This window comes from Leptospira yasudae (assembly GCF_003545925.1).
Classification (GTDB): Bacteria; Spirochaetota; Leptospiria; order Leptospirales; family Leptospiraceae; genus Leptospira; species Leptospira yasudae.
In genome coordinates, this window is record NZ_QHCU01000006.1 from 111,732 (window position 1) to 134,291 (window position 22,560).

The following is a 22,560-nucleotide window of genomic DNA, read 5'->3' on the forward strand; positions in this document are numbered from 1 at the left end:
TTCTCCTGCGGACCGCTCGCAGATCCACTGCAAACCATGTTGTTTGAAGACCTCAAAGAATTCGAGTTCGACTTGCCCGAGGAACGGATTGCGCGTTATCCGGCGGCCCATCGGGACGAAAGCAAACTCATGATTCTCGACGTAGACTCGGGAGAAATCAAAAGTGAACCTTCGTTTAAGAACATCGTTTCGTATTTGAGAGAAGGGGACGTGCTCGTCGCCAATCATACGAAGGTCAGCAAACGAAGAGTCTATCTCAAAACGCCGTTGCGGGTTCACGAAGCGATGTTCTTGGAAGAAAAAGAACAACTCTGGAAATGCAAAATCCGTAATTCTAAAAAACTCAAACTCGGAGAAGAACTCAAGGACAACCGCACGCAAAAACTCGGATTCACGGTCGCAAAAAAGGAAGAGGAATTCGTATTTTTAAAACCGCAACGCTCGCTTACGGAAGAAGACTTTCAGACCATCGGAGAAATTCCGATTCCTCCGTATCTCAAAAGGGATGCGGACGCGCAGGACGAAATCCGTTATCAAACTCTCTTTGCAAAAACGCCCGGCTCGGTTGCGGCTCCCACCGCTGGTTTGCATTTTTCGGAAGAACTTTTCGAAACGCTTCGGCAAAAAAAAATCCGGCTCTGCACTCTCGAACTCAAAGTGGGATACGGAACGTTTCAACCGCTAACAGAAGAGAATTTTCAAAATCAAAAACTGCATCGGGAAGAATTCTTCCTGGAAGAAACGAGTGTGGAGCTATTAAACGCGGCCAAACAAGAAGGAAGAAGAATTCTTTCGATCGGAACGACGACCCTACGCGCGCTCGAATCCGCATACGAACCGAATACGAAAACGTTTCGCGCGGGACCGGGAGCGACCGAACTTTTCATTCGACCGGACGACAACCTGCAAAGCTGTGAAGGATTGATCACGAATTTTCATTTGCCCGGCTCCAGTCTTTTGTTGCTCGTTTCCGCCTTTGCCGGAAAAAAATTGATCTTAGACGCCTATCAAAAAGCGATTCAAGAAAAATTTCGATTTTATTCGTACGGCGACGCGATGTTGATTCTGGGAAGAAAAAAATCCGTCTCAAAATGAACGCGGTTTTCAGGAGAAGAGAATTTCTTTTTGGAAATGAAGCGCGTCGAGATACAAAACGAATCGGTAAAAGCCGTACTTATTGATTGATCGTAGTGGGAACCTGAGAGAGAATCGTAATTAGTGATCAAAAAAATAACTTCCAACCAAGCGGCAATCAGACTTCACGCGGGAAAACAAAAACCGAAAAACGGGCTCCCCGATTTTTTAGCGTTTCACAGGGAAGAGCTCAGTTCTTTGCCGAAGGCTTTGGAAAATCCGGGAATCTTTTCCAACCTTCTGCTCACGGGTCCGGGACTCGAATCCAATCTCACTCTGCTTCAGGAATACATCTCCGGTTTAAAAAAGAATATCAAAGTGATCTGCGATCCGCACCCGGGGTTTTTGACGCTCGCCGGATTTCCCGGAAACACGGAATATCGTCCCGGAAAAATGGCCGAAGCGGACGGAGGTTATCTGCTTCTTCCGATGCGCGCTCTTACGGAAGATTCCAATCTTTACTTTCTCGTAAAAGAGGTCTTGCAAACGGGGAGAATCGACTTTCTCACCTTGCCCGAAATGACCGGTTCCAAGGAAATGAACCGCTTTCATCCTTCGGTCAATACGCGTTTTCGGCTCATTCTCGCGGGAGAAGAGGGGGAAGTGGATTTTATCTCCGGAGTCGATCCCGACTTTTACGATAGTTTTTCGTTTAAGATTCATCTTCCGTACGAAGCGGTGATGAAGACGAAAAAGAATCTTCAGTTGTTCGGAGGTCTGATTCATTCCTGGGAAAAACCGGGTTATCCGAGTTTTGATTCTTCGGCGGTGGACACGTTACTCGAAATCGCGCTTCGCTGGAACGACAGCAAAACCAGACTTTCCCTTTCCTTCGCGGAACTCAGAACCTTCGTGGGAGAACTTCTCGTTCTGTATCGAAAGGAAAAGAAAACTCTCACGAGAATCGACGTGGAATCCGCGATCGAAGCGATCGAAAAAAGGATCGCGGTTCATAAGAGAAGATATCTGGAAAGCGTGCGCGAAGGTTTGACGACGATCCAACTCAAAGGTAAGAAGACCGGGAGAATCAACGGTCTTTCGGTGATCTTACTTCATTCTTCCTTATCCGATTTCGGACAAGTGAATCAGGTTTCCGCGCGGGTCGCGCTCGGTTCCGGAAACTTTATCAACATCGAACGGGAAGTGAATCTTTCCGGCGACTTGCACGATAAGGGAGTCTTTATATTACAATCTTATATTAAAGGAATGTTCTCTCACATCCAATCCTTCGGATTGGACGCTTCGATTCTGTTCGAGCAAAACTATTCCCCCATCGACGGAGATTCCGCGAGCTGCGCAGAACTTCTCGCGATTCTTTCCGCACTTTCCGGATTGGAAATTCCCTGCAATATCGCGGTCACCGGAGCGCTGTCACAGTATGGAGAGATTCTCCCCGTCGGTTCCGTAAACACGAAGATCGCCGCCTGGTATGAAGTGATTCAGATAGTTGGCAATTCAAAGGATAAGTACCGGGTCTATATTCCGACCTCGAATCTGAGAGACTTGAATCTTCCGTCGCATATCCGTAAAGCAATGGATAAGGGAAAATTACAAATTTTCACCTGTTCTCACGTCGAAGAATTGATTCCGGAAGTTTTTGGAATTCCGGCGGGAAAATTCGGCAAAAACGGAAAATATCCGCAGGGAAGTCTGTTCCATTTAATAGAGGAAAGAATCGACAGGAAAAAAGAGGAAGAACACGAATAGAAACCAAGACTCGTCCCGCGATGAGACAGAATCTTAGAAAAAATTTCTTTCCATGCGTCTCGCTTCTTCTATATTGGAAGAAAGGAAATCAGATCTCGTTTTTTTGAATCATTGTAGCTCTGTCTTTGCAAGGGAACATTCTCCCCACGGAGAAATTTTCAAACCTGTCTTTTGGTCGGAGAAAAGTTTGCTATTTGAACGATTCTCCATAAAATCTTCGTCTAAAACCAGACTTATGTTTGTGTCTGGTGCTTCGACTCTGATTTCCGATACTAAAATTAGAACATGAGACTCATCGGGGCGATCAATATTCAATCCTCCTTGCTCGTAAGTGGTTTGTCCGCGATCGGACTCGGGCTTCTCATTTCCGTCGCCCAAGTCAAAACCCCCGAAAATTTTCAGGAAATCGAATCCGTTCCTCTGGAAGAAAAAAACGATCCTTCCAAATCGCATCCTACCTTAAAAGGAAAGCACGAGGAACAAAAAGACATTCAAGTCTTCAAAATCTCCGGTTTGAAAAAACCTTCGATCTTGGAAGGATGGGAAACCGATCGACGTTTGACCGATGCAAAAGGTTCGAGTTTTGCCGGAGTCGGCAACGGTTGGAATCCGTTTCCTTCCCGAAACAACCTGGGCTGGAACCAACCCGATTCTCTCTTTAGCGACCAAAACACGAACTGGACGGGTGCGCGCTTTTTCGGCGGCAAACAAGGAAGAGTTCAGATGACTTCTTCCGTTCGTCCATTGAATCCGTTCGGAGAATTGTCTCCTTCTTTGCGCGGCAGAAAATCCGATCCGTTCGGCCCAGCGGACCGCACGGGCGTCCATCAAGCCACGTTAGACAACTTTGAACTCAGTTATACCGTTCTTCCCGGCGTGGAGGCGATTTTAAAAACGGGGAATTCCCTTCCTTATACCGCGGATCAAAAGGATCAGGGCTATTCGATGGCGGGATTCGCTTTTAAACCGAACGAATACGTCAGCACCAAGATCGTGTCGGGAAGTTCGTTCGGGAACTCGAGCTTAACCGCAAACCGATTGACGTATTCTCCGCATTCTTCCAACGCGCAGGCGATGAACATCGATCCGAACATCGGAAACAATCCGGTTTTGAGGAATCAGGCGATGGGAAACGCGGGAGGAAGAGTGATCGAATGGCAGGCGAACATTCAGCCCGTGCAGCGTCTTTCGTTTCAGACTTCCGTTTTGAACAAGGAAAAGGACAAGGGTCTTTATAGTCCGGAAGCCGCGCGTTTTTCGATGTTCATCGATTTTACGAAGATCATTCTGAACGTGCGATACAGTTATTCCGCGGATCCGACCACGCGCAACAACGGCCTTTATATCACTCCCGAATCCGACGCGACTACGCTCGGATTTACGATGCTTTTGGATCCGGCGGGAAGATATTCTCTCTTTTTCGGAAACAACTATTACAATCTTCTTTCGCAGAGAAACACGGGAGTCAACACTCAAGTCGACGAACCTCTGCGATCCTTCTCCGCGAGTTTCCGCGGAAAGACGAGCTTTCAAAACGCGATCTTTTTCATGAACTTCCGAAACAACCTTTCCAAGGGTGTGATCTATACGGATGTCGGTCCGTTCCGTCTTCCTGCGTTCTCCCAATATTATACGGAATACTTCACTTCTTTAGGAATGGAGCTTTCCTTCTAACTTCTTTTCTGGTTGCCCGTTTTTTTCGGTTTAAGAATTTGATTGAGAAAGGTCTTCGAGGCTTCGCCCGTCCCGTCGCAATACGGAAATCAATCGCCCATCGACGCAACCGGTTCGAAACAATCGCAGCCACTTCAGAAAATCAAAAGGAATCAAAGAATGTTCGGAAACAAGTTAGAATCAATGAAGCAGATGAATCAGATGCGCGTGAGAATGAAGAAGCTCGAAAAAGATCTCATGGCCCTCTCGTTCGAAGCGAAATCCAAAAACGACCTGGTAACTTGTATCTCCGACGGAAAACTCAACATCAAAGACATTCTGATCGAAGACGAACTTCTCGCGAAAAACGATAAGAAACTTTTACAAAAGAGCATCAAACAAGCGGTGACCCGTTCCCTTGAACTCGCACAAGCCGCCGCCGAAGAAAGAATGGCAGAGTTCCGCGGAATGATTCCCGGAATGGAATGACCGGATCGATTTTTTCCGTTACGCAGTTCGAACGGAAATCACATTCCGTAAATTGAATATTCCAAAGGTCGAGTTCGAAACGTCCGGTCTACCGAACCCGATCCACGGAATGAAAATAATCCAACGGACACACCGCTTCCAGGCCGCCGGTTTCCGGCAAAAGAAGCGGTTCGCCTTCGTCTTCCGTTCTCACCACCGATTGAGAAGCCTGACCCAAACGATACGGGTCGGCGTTTACCTGCAAAATCTTCAAACTCGGAGCCGTTTTCTTTAACAGAACCACGGCCGGTTGTGTTCCGGTGTTGCTTCGCGTTTGATCGATAAAATGAAATTGTCCCGGCTTCAAGTTGCTCAGAGGAATGATGAACGGAAGGGGTTGCGTTTCATACAATTTGCGGAGTTCGGCTCCGTCGCTCGCGGCGGGAAAGGGAAGGGCGCCTAATACCGATTCCATGCCCGACTTGAAGTTGGCCGCGCCCGCGGAGTCCACTCCCAACTGAGCTTCGGCGATCGTCGTTTCTCCCGTGGACAACCATAAAAACGCGGCGAACAAACGGACAAAGGCGGCTTCTCCGGAAACACCCAAATCGTTTTTCTGCGCGGGTGAAAGAGCGGTCACCGCCGGAGAAGTCAGAAAAATCTCCGCGAGACTTTGCGCGTCTTTGGCGCGCACGGTAGGCCCCGCAACGGTCTTTTTAAAGAATGAATTTCTTTCCTGAACGTTCGAACCGGAAACCGTGTATAGATATTTCATAAACGCGTACGCGAACGCATAATCCACGATCGAAGAGAAGTTCGACGAACCGAACAGGGTGGAACCGTTCACGCCCCTTGCGCAAACCCCGGAAATATTTCCGCGATAACACTGAATCCGATTTGTCTGCGGAGAATAACCGGCGATATCGCTGGCGACTTCGCTCGTCCCTTCGTTCAACCAGGTTTCGTCTCGTACCTTCTGCGATTGATAGTCGGGAAGTTCGAATTGGAATCGGATCAAGTGTTGAAACTCGTGCGCGATCGTGGACAAAAGAGTATCCGATTTGCCGGACGCAACGTCCTTCTCCGCGAGTTCCTTCAACTGAACCGAATCGATATATAAGATTTCTTTTCCGTTGGAACGTACGCTCGATCGGGCGTCGTCCGCAAAAAAATCGGAAGGATCAAAAAAACCGGCCACGAAAGAACCGCCCGGTTTTGCTCCGTCTCGGATATCCAAAAACAAAAGATGAACCTTTCCGCTTTGATCCATATCGGAAGGAGTTCCGAACGCTGCGGTCACTTTCGGAAAAATTCTCTGATCGAATTCACGGACAATGTTGGCGTAATCCAAAACCTGTTCTTGTCCGTTTTCGGCGTAAACAGCGACCGAACTTCCTTCTCCCACGAGATTAGCCTGCAGACAATAGGAGGAATTTTTGGTGATGTCGCGCACCCAGAACTTGCCCGGACCCGAACAACCGATCGCGGTTAGGATCAAGGTTTGCACGTATTGCGTTCCGAGCTTCGGTTTATCGGAGGGAAAGAGGGAAGGGAAAACGCTTTCTAACGAGCAGGCGTTCGAAAAGCTGATCCAGAGAAGAATCCAGAACGTAAGCGCAAGTTTTTTTCCGAAATTCATTCTCATGAAAGATCTTAGACGAAAGAAACTTGATTGAGATTCTCTCTTGCCCCCGTAACTTGTCAGCATCCTGACGCCTTCCATCCGGAGCAATCAACATTGGATAAAATATTTCCTAAGTTCAACCTTAAAACGCGGAGAATTCTTTCGTTTTTCGCGATTTCTATTTTTACGATTCAATTCTGTTCCTTAGGAAATGAAAGACTCGAAAACGAGTCCGCGTCCAAACCCTTTCTCCCCGTTCTTTCCGGAGAATACTATTCTACGATTCAAAAATTGGAAGAAGGTTATTTCGTGAGACAGTTGTTTCTCGATGCGTCCGCAAAGAAGGGAAAATTCATCTTTACTCAGTTAAGCGTGACTCGGAGTAAAAACCGGGAAGAAACGAGAATCGAAGGAATCACGAAGTCGACGAGCAGGGGGTTTCGATTGGTTCCCGAATCCTGCCGCGTATTTACCAATCGCGAATCGGGAAACCGTTGGGCTTTGGTTCGCGCGTATGACTGCGATCACCTTTCCTTTGAAATCGAATCGAACGAATCCAACCGAATCTCCATCGCACCCGATTTTATTCCGGGAAATCCGATCGGGGTTTATAGAAAATCCGCGTCTTCCGATCCGTCTCGAATCAGCGCGCTTGTTTTGGAAAGCGGCGGAACGATTCTGGAAGTCTGGGGCCTCCGACTTTCCCGAGTGAGGAAAAGCGCGTCGATTGTTTTGGAAAAAGAGAACGGAAAACGATATCCGGTCCGCGCGCTTGAAACGATCGAGACCACGGGGCAGGTGACCGCGGAAGGGGTTCCCGTCGAAAAAGGGGACATTCTTCTGTATTCGAATCCGGGAGAATCGGGACCTCTTACGTATTAAGCATATCGAATATTAGAAAGGATTTATATGCATCGGAACGAGTTTGAGATAGGGAAGCTGTTCCCGAATCCAATCCAATTCCTCTTTGGAAAGTTTTAAACCGCTCCATTCGAGATAACGAAGATCCTTCATTTCGTACACGTGGCGGATTTCCCGAATCTTCGTATGTCCGATTCGAAGTTCCAAAAGATCCTTACAGATCGAAATCGGTTCCAAGGAAGCCACTTCCGTTTCCCGAATGTCGAGCTGCCTCAGTTTACATTCCGCACCGATAAAGGATAGGTCCTTGATCTTCGTTTTATACAAACCGAGCTTGGTCAGAGTTCCGATGGACGGATAACGTTTCAGATCCTTTTCGTCCACGGACGTTTCGTTTAAATACAAACTGTGAAGCGCGGGAAGTTTGTTCAACGCGCTCAGATTCTTCACCTTGGTTCCGTTGACGTTCAAAAACCCGATCGTCTTTAAGGAACTGAGTTCCTCCAAGTTCTCAAATTCGGGATGAAGAATTTCGAGCGAAACCAAATTCCGAAAATCGACAAGACTGGCCGTGTCCGGAAGTTCGCTCTCGTTGAATCCGATCCATCGGATTTGATACGGGTAATAACGAAGAACCTTTCCTTCTTTAGAATATACGGGGATTCCGCCGGAAACGGGTTCTCTTTCCAACCACGAACAAGAAAGAAAGCAAAGCCATACAGAAAGTGCAAAGAAGCAACCGAGGATGCTCGCTCGCGGACTTTGTTTCCATCGAGATTCGTTTCGATCGGATCGCATCATACAAATACGATGGAAACCGAAATGGAAAGAAAGAGAAACCAAATTCTTTCCCAAATCCATACACGAGGCAAATAACGTGCTCTTGTTTTGATGATTCAGTTTCGAGTGTTTGCTCATTTTTGCCTGATTTTGAGTTTGACTCTCATCTTCACATTTTCAAAATGACTCTCAAAGACAGAAGGAGTAATTATGAGAACCATCCAGAAGTATGTTAAAACGGCAGTTATTTTTAGTCTCATCCTCGGTGCGCTCTTACAGTGTAAAAAAGACGAGAAAGACGATGATACATTGAATCTTCTTTTATTAGGACTTGCGGCAAACGGTTATAACTGTTCCGCAAACGTCGGCGGCAGAGTAGCGGGACTTCCTGCGATGACTGCATCTACATCCGTTCAAACTTTAGTTTACGGAAAAGTTCCCTTTGTGAACCATTCCATCGCGGCCGTAAAAGTTACGGGTGCAGTAAACGGAACAAAAATCGTTTTCACCGGACGGAACGTTGCCGACTTCGACGAAGGGACTGCGGGAAACACAAACGCTCCTTTGGTTTACACGGCTTCTTCTTGTCCGTTGTTGGATTCGGCTCTGGATACGGCAAGATCCACTTATACCGGCGGTAGCGAAGGAACTTACGGAAGCGCAGCCGGAGACGGACCTTTCACTTACACCCTGAACGCGACTAAAGGCGGAGATTATTACTTCGTATTCTATCTCGCGAGCAGAACTGCGGAACCACCGACGACTACGTTCCAAATTCAATAAGATGGTAACCGACTGAAAATGTATTTGATCCCGAACTTCAATCTATATTGGAAACAAGCCCTGATCGGGTTCGGGATTTTCACGCTTCTCATTTCGTGCGCAAGACAACACCCTGCGATCGACGAGGGCGAACTTGCGTTTCGACAATCGCTTCTCGCGATCCAAAAACAAATCGAGGAAGCGAACAGCTCCAAAATTCTCTCCACGGAACCCAACGGTGACGGATCGTTCACGACCAAGGTCAGAGCGGTTTCGTATGACGTGTGGATCAAATTCAATTTTTCTAATAAAGCGCAAGCCAACGTCCCCGACGTTTCCACCGGCTGGGATATCGGCTTTCAGAGATTCAAACTGCAGACCAACGGTGGATTGACCAATTCATCCGCACAAGGCGCGGCTTGTATAACCAATCCCATTCTTACGGATTTTAACGCCGCGGCTGCGAGTTCATCCACGGCGCTCGGTTGTCCGAACGCGGCGTTTTCTCCCGATACGAACGTTTCCGAAGTCGCCGCCGGAGGGGTTGAAACCAGATACGTAGGAAGCGACGTTCTCAATAAATGGTTCAACTATACTTTGGCGTTTTTGCAGCCCAACAATAAATTGTTCGTGGTTCGTTCTCATACTGGCGGCGAATACTATCTGCTTCAAGTGACGGGTTATTATAGCGCCGAAGGAACTTCGGCATATCCTACGATCAAGTGGAAACAGATCTCTTACTAATCTCACATGACCGTTTCCATCCGCCGAATTTTTCAACGTAAGACGATTCAGATATTGTTTCTGATTCTTTTTTGTTTTTCCGTCGGAGCGCAGGATGAGAAGACGAAACAGAACAATCAGGTTTCCGAAAAAGAATCTCCGAACACGAGTCCTACGAAGGAAAACGGAAACGGTCAAACGGGCCAGAACGGACAACCTCCCGAAGATTCGCAAATCGTGGTCACCGGTTCGCGCGGAGAACGAAGACTCAAAGATTCCACGGTTGCGACCGAGGTTATCTCCCGCAAAAAGATCGAAGCGAGCGGTGCGAGAAACGCCGCCGAAGTTTTGGAAACGCAACTCGGAATCGACGTGGTTCCGTTTTTCGGGGGATCGAGAGTTCGAATGCTCGGACTCGATTCCCAATACGTTCTGATTCTCATAGACGGGGAAAGAATTTCCGGACGTCTCAACAACGCGGTGGATCTCAGCCGATTCAAGGTACAGAACCTGGAAAGAATCGAGATCGTAAAAGGCGCCTCATCGGCGTTATACGGAGCGGACGCGATCGGAGGGGTCATCAACCTCATCACGAGAGAAGCCGACAAAAAGCTCAGCTACGAAATGCGGACGACGTACGGAAACGGAAGTCGGAAAAACTTCAATACCGAGGGAGAATTCAATACCACGGCCAATATGGGATTCCGCAACGAGATGGTGAGCGGCGGCGTCTCCGCGGGTTATAATAAAAATCCGGGATATCGATTGGTTCCCGATTCGCAGGCGACGACCGGAAACGCATACCAAGACTTAAACGCGGGAATGAATCTTACCTTCAACCCGGACGGAAAATTCAAGGGTAAGACGAGAATTCTCTACCAACACAGGGATCAAAACGGAGTCGACGTAACTCAGTCCAAGGCCGTCTTTGATCGGAACAACAAGACGCACGACTTTTTAGCGACCGGTTCTTTGGAATACGGATTCGGAAGAAAAAATCTGATCTCCTTCCGCGGGAATATCTCCAAATGGGAAAACAAGTATTACAATAATCAACGAGGTTCCGACGAGTTAGACGTAAAACAGTTGAACGCCGAACTCACTTCTCAAGGAACCGTTCAATTGGATATGGAAGCCTCCGACCGACATTTTATCACGATGGGAGCCGAATCCTTCGCGAACGAATTGGAATCGGATCGATTACAAAATCGTTATGTATATCGAACGAGAAAGGCCGCCTTCTTTCAGGACGAATGGACGATCTCCCGTTCTCCCAGAATTCGAGTGATCCCGGGAGTTCGGTACGACGACGATTCCCAATTCGGAAACCAAACGACTCCGAAGTTCGCGATGCGTTATGATATTCTCCAGAACTTGGTATGGAGAGCGAGTTACGGAAGAGGGTTTCGTCCTCCGAGCTTTCAGGAATTGTATCTTCGTTTTGAAAACCCGGCGGTGGGTTACGTCGTGGAAGGAAATCCGAACTTAAAACCGGAGCGATCGATCACGATCAATTCCGACTTGGAATACACTCCGTTCAGTTTTCTTACCTTCTCCTTCAGCTTGTATCGAAACGACATCATCAACTTGATTCAATACAAGTTCGATTCCAATAAGGGAAAAGAGTTCGCCGAATTCGAATTGCAGAACATCGCAAAGGCTTATACGCGAGGCGGAGAATTCGGAGTTCAATACCGGTTCCTAAAACACTTCACGTTGGAATTGGGATACAACCACACGGATACGAGAGACTTAACTACCGACCGTCCTCTGGAAGGAAGAGCGCTTCACCAGGCTTCCGCGAACTTCATCTACAATACGCCGAGCGGTTTTCAATTCAACCTGAGAGGAAAACATCTCGACAAACGTCCGTTCTACAGTTCCACAAACAACTTGTCAGCAGCGGGACAGGATTACATTCCAACCGAAGTCAAGCTGAACGAAAATCCTCCGGTTACGTACGGGAAACCGTTCACCATCATCAACATCCGAATGGAACAGAAATTCTTTGAAAAACACTTTGCGTTGTTTGTGGGAGTGGACAACGTGTTGAACCAATACGAACTCGCCTACAACCCGATGCGGCCTCGCTTCTACTACGGCGGATTTTCGGCTCAATTCTAAGAAAGAAGTTAGATCCCAACGCTTCGTTTAAGAGCGTATGCAGGCTCCGTGAGAAGCACATTCTCTTTCTGAAAAACGGACGATTGTAGGAGTTCCGACAAATACACGGGATAAGAATTCTACTCGTCAATATGATCTTTTTTTGATATAGGGATCTTTCCGGATTTTTCCCACGAGCCCGCCTCCACCGCCCAATTCAGGGTGGGGCCCGCAGGTTTTACGGAAAGATTGTCGGAACTCTATTCTATTCTTTCTTGATGGAAGAATTTAAATCAAACGTCTTTCTTGTTTAAGGTTTTGTAAAACGGAATGCTGACCAGAACGATCGCGATCTGCGCAAGCCCGAACACAACCGCAGTCAAAGAAGAATTCCAAGCAGGATTGACCGCTGCGGAAACACGATCCAAGCCCACGGAAGAAATCGGACCTAAAAAGAAACCGAGAGAACCGAAGCCGGTCAAACCCGCCATCACAAGTCCGTTGTTCTCACGCGTACAAAGAGAAGAAGCCAAACGCAACGATGTAGCAAACATCAAACCCGCACCCAATCCGCAGAAGAACAAAGAAACGCTGATCCACAAAACGGATTGAAACATTCCGGAAAGAGTCAACGAAGTCCCGTAGATCAAAGAACCGATCGCAACCGGAAAGTATTTACCGGTTCGTTTGGAAAGTCGGATCGCGGGATACGACAATAAGGCCATCGGTAAAAAAACCAAGGACAACATTCTCCCCGTCTCGGAAGGATTGAGGGAGAATTCTTCGCGAAGACGAAGATTGAGAGAACTCATAAAATAACCCGAAGTGAAACGATCCAGAAACTGAAACGCCAAAGGGAATAAAAGAAGGGGATGCGATAAAAAGACGATTCCGGATTCTTTCCAAGAATGTTTTTTGCTTCGATTGAATTTCTCTTCAGGAACGAATTGATAAACGACCAAAGCGAGAAAAAGTAAAATCCCGGAACCCATCCGAAACGGAAGAGTGGGATCCTGTTTGCCTAAAAATCCGAGTGAAACTCCGACGGCCCCTCCTAAGGAAAGAAGCATACCGGACAAACCCATCAAGGCGCCGTTTCCGAACTTGAGTTTGGATTCTCCGTGTTCCACGTCGGCGACCGAAGCGAGAAGAAGACCGATCACGAATACGTGTGCACCTCCTTCCAAAAAACGCAATAACAGAAGGGTGGCGAGATTGTCCGCATACGGAAGCAAGCCCAATAACAACGCGTCCAACCCGCAGAAGAGAATGATGATCTTTCTGCGGGTTCCGAAATAATCCGAAAGAAATCCCGCAATGGGAGAAAAGAAAAAGGACCCGAGCATCGCGATGCTCAGGAACCAGGCGACTTCTCCGTTGCCCGATTGAAAACGGTCCTTTACGATTTCCTTAAATACGGGAACGATCATCGTTACCGGAAGCATCGCCAGAAAGACGGCCGCCGGTAAAAAATAGGGGGATTTTTTTCGATCAGCCTTTTGCAAGAACTGCGTCATACGCTTCCTTACCGATCGCAGAAATCAGATCCTGTTCCAGCTCGGAGAAAATTCCTTGGTTCAAGAGGAATACTTGTTTGGATTCCGTTAGGATCTGCTGCTTTACGTCATCGCTTACGGGAAGAGAATCCAGAGCGGTGCGGTAATTTCCTTTAAACGCGTTCATATCGGTGATCGCCGGAAACTCGTAGAACGAAATTCCTTTTCCTTCCGGAAGCGCCAACGCTCTAGCAGCGACCTTCTTCAGAATTTGCCCGCCGGAAAGATCCCCTAAGTAACGAACATAAGAATGCGCCGCTAAGAGTTCTGGTTGTGTCGCCGAAATTTTGCGGATTTTATCCACGTAGGTTTGTGTTGCAGCTGTCGGTTTGTGATCCGCCGCCTTCCAAGATCCGTAAAAAAACTGAAGGTCTTCTAAAAGTGCGTTCTTGCGATAGAGTTCCGGATAGCGAATCGATTTGAGAACGGGGTTGTCCGCGTGACGCTCGAGTTCTTCTTCCATCGCCTCATACACAAAGTAAAATGCTTCCAGATGGCGCGCGTAGGTTCCTTTTTCCAAAACTCCCTTCATAAAACAGCGAATGAAGGCGGAACTTTCTGCGGCTTTGTGTTCTTCGGAGGTTCCTTCCCGAAGCAATGTTGCTAAATTCATTACGTATCTCCTGACAATACTGTGACAATTCTCGAAATTTGATACTGAGAATCAAACTTATTTTTGAAGAAGGAAGCGTGTTTCCCTGAAAAATCGTGTGGGAACTCCTCAGATTCTCCAATTGCAATGGGAAATTTTGTGGGAACTCCTGCGAATTTCCCAATCGAACCGTAAAACTTTGTGGGAACTCTCACGTTCCAATTGCAACGGAAGAATTCTCCTGCAAAGAGAGCTTTCGTATGAGTTCCCACAAAGTCCCACCGTGTTATTTGCGATTGACAGGGCAAAGGTCGGCCGCCGAGAATTAAGGGGATCGGAAGCTTGTCGTTCGCATGAAAGTAGAAGAGAAAAAAATTGCCCTCAGAAACACGAAACAAAAGGGGGAAATCCTCAAGGTTCTCGAGGCAGCCAAAGGTCCGCTTTCGATCAAAGAGATCTACGAACTTTCCCGCAAAAATCTGGACAACTTGGGAATTGCGACCGTTTATAGAGCTGTCAATCATCTGATGGAAACCGGAGCGATCAACGAGATCCATTTGCCGGGAGAATCCTCGCGATTTGAAGCGAGCCATCTTCACCATCATCATCACTTTCACTGCAAACAATGCGACCGAGTGTTCGACATTGAAATCTGTCCGTTTCCTCTGGACAAAAGTCCGAAAGGATTTACCGTGGACACCCATGAGATCATTCTCTATGGAACCTGTTCCGACTGTAATTCCAAGGCAAAATGAATTCCGAATCTAAAGTAAAACTCAAAACAATCTGGATTTCTCTCCTTCTTATCCTGGGATTTATTTTCATCGATAGAATCCTCTTTCCCATCGCACTCTTTGAATTTCCGAACGAACTCGAATGGGACACTTCTCCTTGGTATAACTTTCTTCACAAACGCAGAAACATCCGCTTTGATTCAAAGGAGAAGGGAATTCTTGTGGCAGGAAGCAGCGTCGCTCTGTATTCTTCTTATCCGAAACAAATTACGGAGGAACTTCGGTCTTCCGGCGCGAAAGACGCCGAAGCCTTCAGAGCGGAATTCTATTCTCATCCGGCGCTGTCTCCCACGGACTTTTATTATTATTCGGACGACATCCTAGCGAAAAAACCGGAACTCGTCGTTTACGTTCTGAACCCGGCCGATTTACAATTAGATTATATTCAAAAAACGGAAAGTTCCTTGGCGAGCTTCGACGAAGAAGCTCGGATGAAGGATTACAAGGTCCGTCATCAAAATCGATTCATTTTCCCCGGAGAATTCCTCGCCGACCATTGGAAAGAATACACGAAGGGGGAATTTTTCGCTCAGTTGACCAAGGCCGCGATTCTCCTCAATCGTTTTAGAAGTTTCTTATACGATCCTTGGACGGAATACATGGAACATCATACGAGAACCATGCGTTCCTATCACTACTACACGGGCGCGATGCCGAAAGAAGGGATTTTTCTAAGAGGTTGGACTCCTCCCCAATTCACGATCGAATGCGAACTCAAAGACGGGAAGTTGTCGGAAGATATTTTTACGCAAAAACCGGGAATCAGCGTTTTTATCGAGGAGATCACTCCGAACGGAACTCCTTTGAAATATCCGTCCCACCAAGAAACGTATGCGAAAGCCGGCTGGAAACCGCTCGTTCTGGATTTCACCGATGGATCCAAAAACAAACCGGAGAAGGTGACTTTGAAATTCACCGTTTCACCTACGACGAGTTCGGACGAAGTGGACGCGAGAATTTTCGGAATCCCCGCAACATACGGGATTCGTCTGCCGCAGAATTTTTGCAGAAGAGAAATCCGTTCCGATATTTCCTACGATCGAATTCACGGCTTGGACGACGATCGGGTGGAAGCTATGTCCGACGAAGACTATTTCAAAGACTATGAAAGACGTCTTTATTTTAATCCCGAAAACGAAGGCGCTCTCAATCGTCTGAAAAAGATCCAACGGAACAAGGAAATCCTCGGGAACTCCTCTTATTTCATTTGGTCCGAGATCCAGTTTTTGGAAAAGACGATCGAGAAGTTTAAGGCGAAAGGGCAGAAGCTGATCGTCATCAATTCACCCGAGAATCCGATCGAAAGTAAATATTATAAAAATGGGAAGTGGTATTCCGGTTATCTCGAATTTCTGAATTCTCGTACAAACGAAACGTTCGGCTTTTACGATCTCAAGGACGCGATCCCGGATAAGAAGTCGTTTTTGGACCCGCATCACCTGACGTTCAACGCGGCAAAACGCAGTTCTTCCTTATATCGGCAGGCGATTCAGGATTTTTTAAATTCTTCTCCGGAAAGAAAATGATATGCGAACGGAAAGAACGAATTCCTTTTTCTGCAAAGTTCGTTCTTGGCTTGAAAACCCGTTCGTAATTCTTCCCTTATTTTTCGCGTTATACGCGCTTGCCTCCGTTCTGATCTGGAGAAAGTACGATTGGAACCCGAGCTCACAGATCAACTTCGGAATGCAATTCGCGGTTCAAAATCCGGCAACGACTCCGAAAGGCGCCGTCGTATTTTTAGGCCGACCCGGCGATCTCGGCGCCGGATACGACGGACAAATCTTTTATTATTATTCCAGAATGTTAAGCGAATTCCATTTGGATTGGCCCAAAGGTTTCGAGGAAAACATTCGAGCGCCCCGAATCGGATATCCTTTGTTCGTTTCGATCTTCGGGTGGTTCGGCCCTTGGGGAACGGTTTTCGGAATGTATTTCCTCAATCTGGCCGCAATTCTTGTCTCTTGGTATTTGCTGCGGGACTTATGCGGAGAAAAATTCAAGATCTATACAAGCTTCTATTTATTCTCTCCGTTCTTATTGGGAAGTTATGCGCTCTTGGTCAGCGACGCCGTTCTCACGGGACTTTTGGTAATCACATATTGGTTTTATAAAAAAGAGAAGTGGCTGTTGTTTGCGGTGTTCGGAGGTCTTTCGATCGTCACCAAAGAACAGGCATTCTTTCTTTTGTTTCCTTTAGGAATTCAATCCTTGTTCGATCGTCGATGGAAACATTCGATCGCGATCGCCGCCACCTTGTTTTTGCCGTTTTGCTGGGCCGTGTTTTTAAGAATTCAATTTCCGCATTGGTCACCCGCAAGATTTACGGATTTTTTCGCGCCGTTAGACGGTTTTCTCGGTTATTGGAAGGAAATCAACGAACCGAGTATATTCTCTTTTCTGCAAGTTCCCGATTTTGAAACGGGATTGATTCTTTTTGCGAAGAAGTTCTCGAGAGTTCCGATCTTTCTTTTATTTCTCGCGGGCTTGTCCGTGCTTGCGACGGGACGTTGGAACAAGGCGATCGGACTCAGAATTTCGTTTTTCTTTGTGATCGTTTCGGTTTTTTCCGCGGGTTATGTGCTGTATTGGTCCTCGTACGAAAACGTTTCGAGAATGTTTACGGTTTCGATCGCGTTTTTGATTTTTTGGAAAACCGAAGACGAAACGATTTCGGATACCGCCTATTGGCTCGTAACCGGAAGCATTTTCTTTTTCTTTTTGTTCAAGCTCGCCTTCGTTTCCACTCCGCTTCCTTTCGAACTTTGGAAGTGAAAAAGAATGTAGAAGTCCGTTCCTTGGACCTAAACGGTATTATCCGAAAGAATACGAATCTGATTGGCGACGGCTCGCCGTGCTTCCGCGATTGAAATGGAAAACGGAACTAAAAAAATGGGATTCGCAAATCGGATTCATTTATCTTTGCAATCCAAAATGAATCACGATTATTTGGTCCGACAAACAAAAAGCGAATCGAAACGAGTTGTTATTGGATCCGGCTCAGCTTCTTTCAATTTCCTGAAAAACGAATCTTATAACTTTTATAAATTCTTTCGTTGATTTCACCGAGCTTCGTTCGATCCAACGCAATCTGATTTCCATCGTCCAACGAAATCACCGCGTAATTCGATTTTCCTTCGCGGATATTCCGCTTCAGATCGGCAACGGACTTCACGTCCTGACCGTCGATCTTCTCAACGATCTTAAAACTGAAATCGTGAAAACCGTCGTTCGATTCGTCGGGCAACACTTGGGAAAGAAGAACGATTCTTCCCGTGTCTCCTTCCTTCTCGTGAAACTTAGAATAGTCGTAAAGATAAAGAAGCTTACGATCCACGCGCGATCTCCAATCCTTTCCCCATTCTTCCAGAAGGGCCTCGGACAGTTCCAGAAAAACGAAACCTCCTTCCACCGCATAATCGTTGGAATTCGGAATGCTCTTATACGGAATTCGAACCGCGGAATACGGGAACGGCTTCAGCTTCATGCTGAGTTGAATTTTCTTTTTATCGCGCAAAACAAGCATGGGAATCTCTTTCCCGAGAGAATAACCGAAAGAATCTCCCGAATGCGCCAAGAAGGAAAGAACTTGTTTTCCGTAGAGAGGATGATCGATATATCCTTTCGAATCCACGTTCTTTCCGCCGAATTCAAGGATGACGTCTTCTAGTTTCAAAACTCCGCTCGCGGAAGAACCCGGAATCACGTCGGCGACAAGAATCCCCGAATCACCTTCTTCCATTCCGTAATATTTTTTTACGGCTCCGTCGGTGATCGGTCTAAAACGAAATCCCTTATAACCGAACACGTTCGTTCCCGGAGTATGGACGAATTTTTGAATGATAAAAGAGGGAATGATTCTTCCCGAATTTTTTCCGGACGTAAAGTCGTAGAGAAGTCCCGTGACTTTTCCGTTTTCGATCACGACTTCCCCGAATCCGTTCAAACCTTCGCTCGAACTCAGATCCACAACGGGAAGTTCAACCTGTCCGAGAGGCATTTGATCCATGTCCATGCTCAAAAGAGCTGCTGCGGTCGATTGGATGGAACCGGAATTGTCCAACTGATAAACGTTGACTTGCTTCGGAAATACGACCACGGGAGAAAAACCCAAAGGAACCAAATCGTCAAAGAAATTCTGTTTTTCCACACGCAATAAAGCCAGGTTGGATTCCGGATCTTGTCTGAATACGATCGCCTTCATCTCGGAATACGAAGAATACTTTTTGACTTCGACGAGAGTCGCGTCCGGCAAAAGAGAATAGGGAATGAGAATACGATTCCCCTCGGTTACGACTCCGACCCCGCGCCTTACTCTAGGATTTTTCTTTTTCCAAGGCTGGTGGTATTCGGGTTCCTGATACGTTACCTTGATCTGCACAATGCTTTTATAATACGATTCCTGGGCGGATTTCGAGGATTTGGAAACGGATTCCTTCTTTTCTTCCTTTTGAGTTTCCTTTGGGGAACCGTTCGCAGCTCCGTTTTGCGCGGTTGCATTTTTGGAATGTTTCGCTTTAACGTGATTTTTTTTAATAAGAAGCAGATCCGATTCTCCCTGGGAAGAAACTTCCGCAAAAATCGAAAAAGGGATCGAAACGAAGCTAAATAGAACGAGGGAAAAAAGCAAGGTTCTGAATTGAGTCATGTTCGTATTTACTCCAGACCGTAGGTCTTGCGGATTTTTTCGTCCGCTCGTTCGGCTTCTTCCCGATTCAAGATCAAAGGAACTTGAACGTCTAAAAATTTCAGACGAAGATATTTTTCTTTGGATTCTTTCAGAATCCGTTTGAGATCGTTCAATTCTCCGACGGGAGTTCCGTTTACCGATTCCAACACGAGATTGACGAAGTAATCCGAAGAGGAATTCACGGGATGCGAAAGTTTTCGATATAAAACCACGTCCGTCTTTCTACTTCGATTCAGACCGTCTTCGATAAAGTAAAAGAATCTGTATAATAGCTGGCTTCCTCCGGAAGTGTTTCCTCCGCGGCTCCAACTCGTAATGAGATCGCGTGACATTTCTTGAAAGAGAAGTCCGCCGATCATCTCGTAATCGTACGACTTGTCGTATTGATTCCGCATAAAATCGAAATCGGGCATACGAAGCGCGGGAAACGAAACGGACATTTCCTTTCCGTCACGATAGAGCTTAAAAGAAATTTGATCGCCCGCGTGTTTGTTATCCACGATCTCGACAAAGTCGACTCGTGCGTCCTTGTCCTGCATCACGGTTCCGTTTTTTCCGATCGGATGTCCGTCGATCTGCACGAGAAAATCGCCTTCTTTCAGATGGTTTTCCGCCGAACCGTTCTTCAACACGCGCGTAACGAACACGCCTTCCAAAGAATCGGGAATCTTCTTCGCCTTTCGCAAAGAAATGTTAAACGAATTGAGAGTTCTCACTCCGAGCTCGACGTAACCGTCGTATTTTCCGTCTTCAATATCCGTGAGAAAGTGACGGATCACATTGGTAGGAATGAGATATCCGATATTCTCCCCTTTGGTCGCGACTTGAAACGCAACTCCCACAACCTTATCGTCCTGAATCGCGGGCCCGCCGGAATTACCCGGATTGATCGCGGCGTCCACTTGCAGAACCAAATGACTGTCCACCGCGGAATGAGAATATACGGATTGATCTTTTCTTGAAACGATCCCTCGCGTAACGGAAACCTTGTTCCCTCCGATCGGATAACCGACCACGATCAAGGGAGAATTGAGTTCGGGAATTTCTCCGAGAGAAAGATCTCTCGAATCCTTGTAGAAGTCGGGGCTGTCCGCTTCCAAAACCGCGAGGTCGCAGTCGTGTGCGAGATGAAGAATCTTCACGCCGTACCATTCGGTTTGATTGTATCTCTGCACTTGCACGAACTTCGCGTTCGAAACGACGTGCGCGTTGGTAAGAATTCTTTTATTTCCGATTAAAAAACCGGTGCCCGAACTGGCCCGCACCGTATCGGTCGTCCAAGGAGAAAACGGATTCACCGCTTGGGAATAAACCCGGATTTGAACGACGCCTTTGCGGAGTTCGTCGAAGGGAAGGGCGTTTTCAACGGCGTAAACGCCGCTTTGAAAAACGAGAAACAAAACGACCGAGAAGGCCCGGAGCGCAACATTCGAATTTCTTCGAAACCAAATCCTAAAAAAACCGGATAGATTAGCCGTCAATGGGCCCTCCCAATAAGAAACTTCTAGTTTAGAATTTTCTAATGTCCTTCGAACTCGCAGATCGCGAAAACCGGCACCTTCAATTCTTCCTGAAGTTTTTTGCCGCCGCCCAAATCGGGAAGATCGATGATGACCCCCGCTTCGTAGACTTCGGCTCCGAGTTTTCTGAGTAATTTAACCGCGGCCATCATGGTTCCGCCGGTTGCGATCAAATCGTCCATCAGAAGAATTCTATCTCCCGGTTCGACCGCATCTTTGTGGATTTCGATCACATCTTTTCCGTATTCTAAGTCGTATTCTTCCGAAACGGTTTCGGAAGGAAGTTTTCCTTTTTTACGGATGGGGATAAAACCGACTCCGAGTTGAAACGCGAGAGGAGCTCCCGTGAGAAATCCTCTGGCTTCGATTCCTGCAACTTTTGTGATTCCTTTGCCTTGGTAGCGGTTTACGAAAGTTCCGATGGTCAGTGCGAGTCCTTCCGGATCGAGTAAGAGTGATGTAATATCGCGAAACAAGATTCCCGGTTTTGGATAATCGGGGATGGTTCTGATTTTGGATTTAACAATAGACATCTAGGTTTTACGTCCCAGGTTTTTAATTTACGGGTTCTATTCAAAAAACCGGAGACATTTCAAACAATTCTTTTTTGTTCGGAATACGGAAAAGCCCGGCAAAACCGGGCTTTATTTCGATTGAGGAAGAATCGGTTCTTAATAACCAGAATTCTTCAGCGCGGCGATTCTCGCTTCTAATGGCGGATGAGTGGAAAACAAGGCCATCCATTTGCTGTGTCCCGAAATTTTCATCGTGGCAAGAGCGTCTCCGCCTCGTTCGTCTTCGGGTGCGTCGAATGTGCGTCTCAGTTTTTCGAGGGCCGCGATCATATTCTGACGTCCCGCAAGTTTCGCTCCGCCCGCGTCCGCACGGTATTCTCTCGTTCTGGAGAAATACGCGACCACGATCGACCCGAGAATGCTGAACAGAATACTGAGTAAGATGTTCGCCACAAGACGTACCGTGTATTGCAGTTCGTCTTTGACCATCGTGCTGAGCGCGTAGCTGATGATTCTCGAAAAGAACATTACAAAAGCGTTAACAACTCCCTGTACCAGAGTCATGGTCACCATGTCTCCGTTCGCTACGTGCGCCAATTCGTGCGCGAGGACTCCTTCTACTTCGGAGTTATCCATCGTTTGTAGAAGTCCGCTGGAAACCGCGACGAGAGAACTGGACTTGGACGGTCCGGTCGCGAACGCGTTCACTTCCGGAGAATGATAAATTCCCACTTCGGGCATCGGAAGATTTGCGGTTCTTGCAAGTCGTTCCACTTTGGAATACAATTCTCTTTCGGCTCCGGACGCGGATCTTGGATCGATGATCTTAACGCCCATCATCATCTTCGCCATAAACTTAGAAAGCAACAGCGATACGAATGCGCCGCCCATCCCCCAGAGGAAACAGAACACGAGCAATGAACTCAGATTAATTCCGTTTGCATCCAGATACGGACCGATTCCCAGCACGCTCGTAACGATCGAAATCGTAACGACCACGAGGATATTGGTCAGTAAAAACAACCCAATTCGTTTAAACCACATTTTGGTTTCTCCTTATCTCGCGCCCCATAGGAAG

General features: G+C 47.0%; 19 protein-coding genes. 11 read left to right on the forward strand and 8 right to left on the reverse strand.

Going from position 1 to position 22,560, the window contains the following annotated elements; all coding sequences use genetic code 11:
• The first annotated feature begins 36 nt into the window (after positions 1-36).
• The 4 genes from queA to DLM76_RS16890 all read left to right on the forward strand — a co-directional run bounded on the left by queA (position 37) and on the right by DLM76_RS16890 (position 4,983).
• The gene (gene queA, locus DLM76_RS16875) at positions 37-1,095 is read left to right on the forward strand and encodes a tRNA preQ1(34) S-adenosylmethionine ribosyltransferase-isomerase QueA (protein WP_118965910.1); all 1,059 of its coding nucleotides are present in this window, start codon (positions 37-39) and stop codon (positions 1,093-1,095) included.
• 123 nt (positions 1,096-1,218) lie between these two features.
• Positions 1,219-2,841: a S16 family serine protease gene (locus DLM76_RS16880; protein WP_118957111.1), complete on the forward strand. Its 1,623-nt coding sequence runs from the start codon at positions 1,219-1,221 to the stop codon at positions 2,839-2,841.
• Positions 2,842-3,126: 285 nt separating this feature from the next.
• Positions 3,127-4,515 (forward strand): hypothetical protein, encoded by a 1,389-nt coding sequence (locus DLM76_RS16885; RefSeq protein ID WP_118965911.1) that lies wholly within the window; start codon positions 3,127-3,129, stop codon positions 4,513-4,515.
• 159 nt (positions 4,516-4,674) lie between these two features.
• Complete coding sequence (locus DLM76_RS16890) at positions 4,675-4,983, forward strand: YbaB/EbfC family nucleoid-associated protein (protein ID WP_118957249.1); 309 nt, start codon at positions 4,675-4,677, stop codon at positions 4,981-4,983.
• Between the two features lie 88 nt (positions 4,984-5,071).
• Here DLM76_RS16890 and DLM76_RS16895 read toward each other — a convergent pair whose 3' ends face one another.
• Complete coding sequence (locus DLM76_RS16895; protein ID WP_147455803.1) at positions 5,072-6,601, reverse strand: peptidase M30; 1,530 nt, start codon at positions 6,599-6,601, stop codon at positions 5,072-5,074.
• Between the two features lie 99 nt (positions 6,602-6,700).
• On the opposite strand from DLM76_RS16895, the gene DLM76_RS16900 reads away from it, so the two are divergent.
• Positions 6,701-7,468, forward strand: coding sequence for a hypothetical protein (locus tag DLM76_RS16900; protein WP_429946430.1), 768 nt, complete (start codon positions 6,701-6,703; stop codon positions 7,466-7,468).
• Positions 7,469-7,480: 12 nt separating this feature from the next.
• On the opposite strand, the gene DLM76_RS16905 is transcribed toward DLM76_RS16900, so the two are convergent.
• Entirely contained in the window at positions 7,481-8,245 is a 765-nt protein-coding gene (locus tag DLM76_RS16905; protein ID WP_241548291.1) for a leucine-rich repeat domain-containing protein, read from the reverse strand.
• A gap of 192 nt (positions 8,246-8,437) precedes the next feature.
• Between DLM76_RS16905 and DLM76_RS16910 the strand changes: the two genes are divergently transcribed.
• Genes DLM76_RS16910 through DLM76_RS16920 form a run of 3 tightly spaced genes read left to right on the forward strand, consistent with a single transcriptional unit; the run spans position 8,438 to position 11,836 of the window.
• Complete coding sequence (locus DLM76_RS16910) at positions 8,438-9,010, forward strand: LIC20153 family lipoprotein (protein ID WP_118957108.1); 573 nt, start codon at positions 8,438-8,440, stop codon at positions 9,008-9,010.
• Between the two features lie 18 nt (positions 9,011-9,028).
• Positions 9,029-9,733: an HmuY family protein gene (locus DLM76_RS16915; protein WP_118965914.1), complete on the forward strand. Its 705-nt coding sequence runs from the start codon at positions 9,029-9,031 to the stop codon at positions 9,731-9,733.
• Positions 9,734-9,739: 6 nt separating this feature from the next.
• A complete protein-coding gene (locus tag DLM76_RS16920) occupies positions 9,740-11,836 on the forward strand; it encodes a TonB-dependent receptor plug domain-containing protein (protein WP_118965915.1) in 2,097 nt (698 codons plus the stop codon).
• A 272-nt stretch (positions 11,837-12,108) separates the two neighbouring features.
• Here DLM76_RS16920 and DLM76_RS16925 read toward each other — a convergent pair whose 3' ends face one another.
• Positions 12,109-13,332: an MFS transporter gene (locus DLM76_RS16925; protein ID WP_118957105.1), complete on the reverse strand. Its 1,224-nt coding sequence runs from the start codon at positions 13,330-13,332 to the stop codon at positions 12,109-12,111.
• Entirely contained in the window at positions 13,307-13,984 is a 678-nt protein-coding gene (locus tag DLM76_RS16930; protein ID WP_118957104.1) for a biliverdin-producing heme oxygenase, read from the reverse strand. The genes DLM76_RS16925 and DLM76_RS16930 overlap by 26 nt, the downstream gene beginning before the upstream one ends.
• 332 nt (positions 13,985-14,316) lie before the next feature.
• On the opposite strand from DLM76_RS16930, the gene DLM76_RS16940 reads away from it, so the two are divergent.
• Genes DLM76_RS16940 through DLM76_RS16950 form a run of 3 tightly spaced genes read left to right on the forward strand, consistent with a single transcriptional unit; the run spans position 14,317 to position 17,532 of the window.
• Positions 14,317-14,718 carry a Fur family transcriptional regulator gene (locus tag DLM76_RS16940; protein ID WP_118957103.1) on the forward strand — a complete coding sequence of 134 codons (402 nt, stop codon included), beginning with the start codon at positions 14,317-14,319 and terminating at the stop codon, positions 14,716-14,718.
• Positions 14,715-16,283, forward strand: coding sequence for an LB_356 family protein (locus DLM76_RS16945; RefSeq protein WP_118965917.1), 1,569 nt, complete (start codon positions 14,715-14,717; stop codon positions 16,281-16,283). The genes DLM76_RS16940 and DLM76_RS16945 overlap by 4 nt, the downstream gene beginning before the upstream one ends.
• A 1-nt stretch (position 16,284) precedes the next feature.
• Positions 16,285-17,532, forward strand: coding sequence for an AZOBR_p60025 family cell surface glycopolymer formation protein (locus DLM76_RS16950; RefSeq protein WP_118965918.1), 1,248 nt, complete (start codon positions 16,285-16,287; stop codon positions 17,530-17,532).
• Between the two features lie 235 nt (positions 17,533-17,767).
• On the opposite strand, the gene DLM76_RS16960 is transcribed toward DLM76_RS16950, so the two are convergent.
• From DLM76_RS16960 to htpX, 4 genes are all read right to left on the reverse strand, one after another.
• Positions 17,768-19,405, reverse strand: a complete 1,638-nt coding sequence (locus tag DLM76_RS16960) for a PDZ domain-containing protein (RefSeq protein ID WP_158586072.1) — start codon at positions 19,403-19,405, stop codon at positions 17,768-17,770.
• Positions 19,406-19,413: 8 nt separating this feature from the next.
• Positions 19,414-20,928, reverse strand: a complete 1,515-nt coding sequence (locus DLM76_RS16965; protein ID WP_118965920.1) for a S1C family serine protease — start codon at positions 20,926-20,928, stop codon at positions 19,414-19,416.
• A 38-nt stretch (positions 20,929-20,966) separates the two neighbouring features.
• Positions 20,967-21,500, reverse strand: a complete 534-nt coding sequence (locus DLM76_RS16970) for an adenine phosphoribosyltransferase (RefSeq protein WP_118957099.1) — start codon at positions 21,498-21,500, stop codon at positions 20,967-20,969.
• Positions 21,501-21,638: 138 nt separating this feature from the next.
• Positions 21,639-22,526 (reverse strand): protease HtpX, encoded by an 888-nt coding sequence (gene htpX / locus DLM76_RS16975; RefSeq protein ID WP_118965921.1) that lies wholly within the window; start codon positions 22,524-22,526, stop codon positions 21,639-21,641.
• Positions 22,527-22,560: the final 34 nt, after the last annotated feature.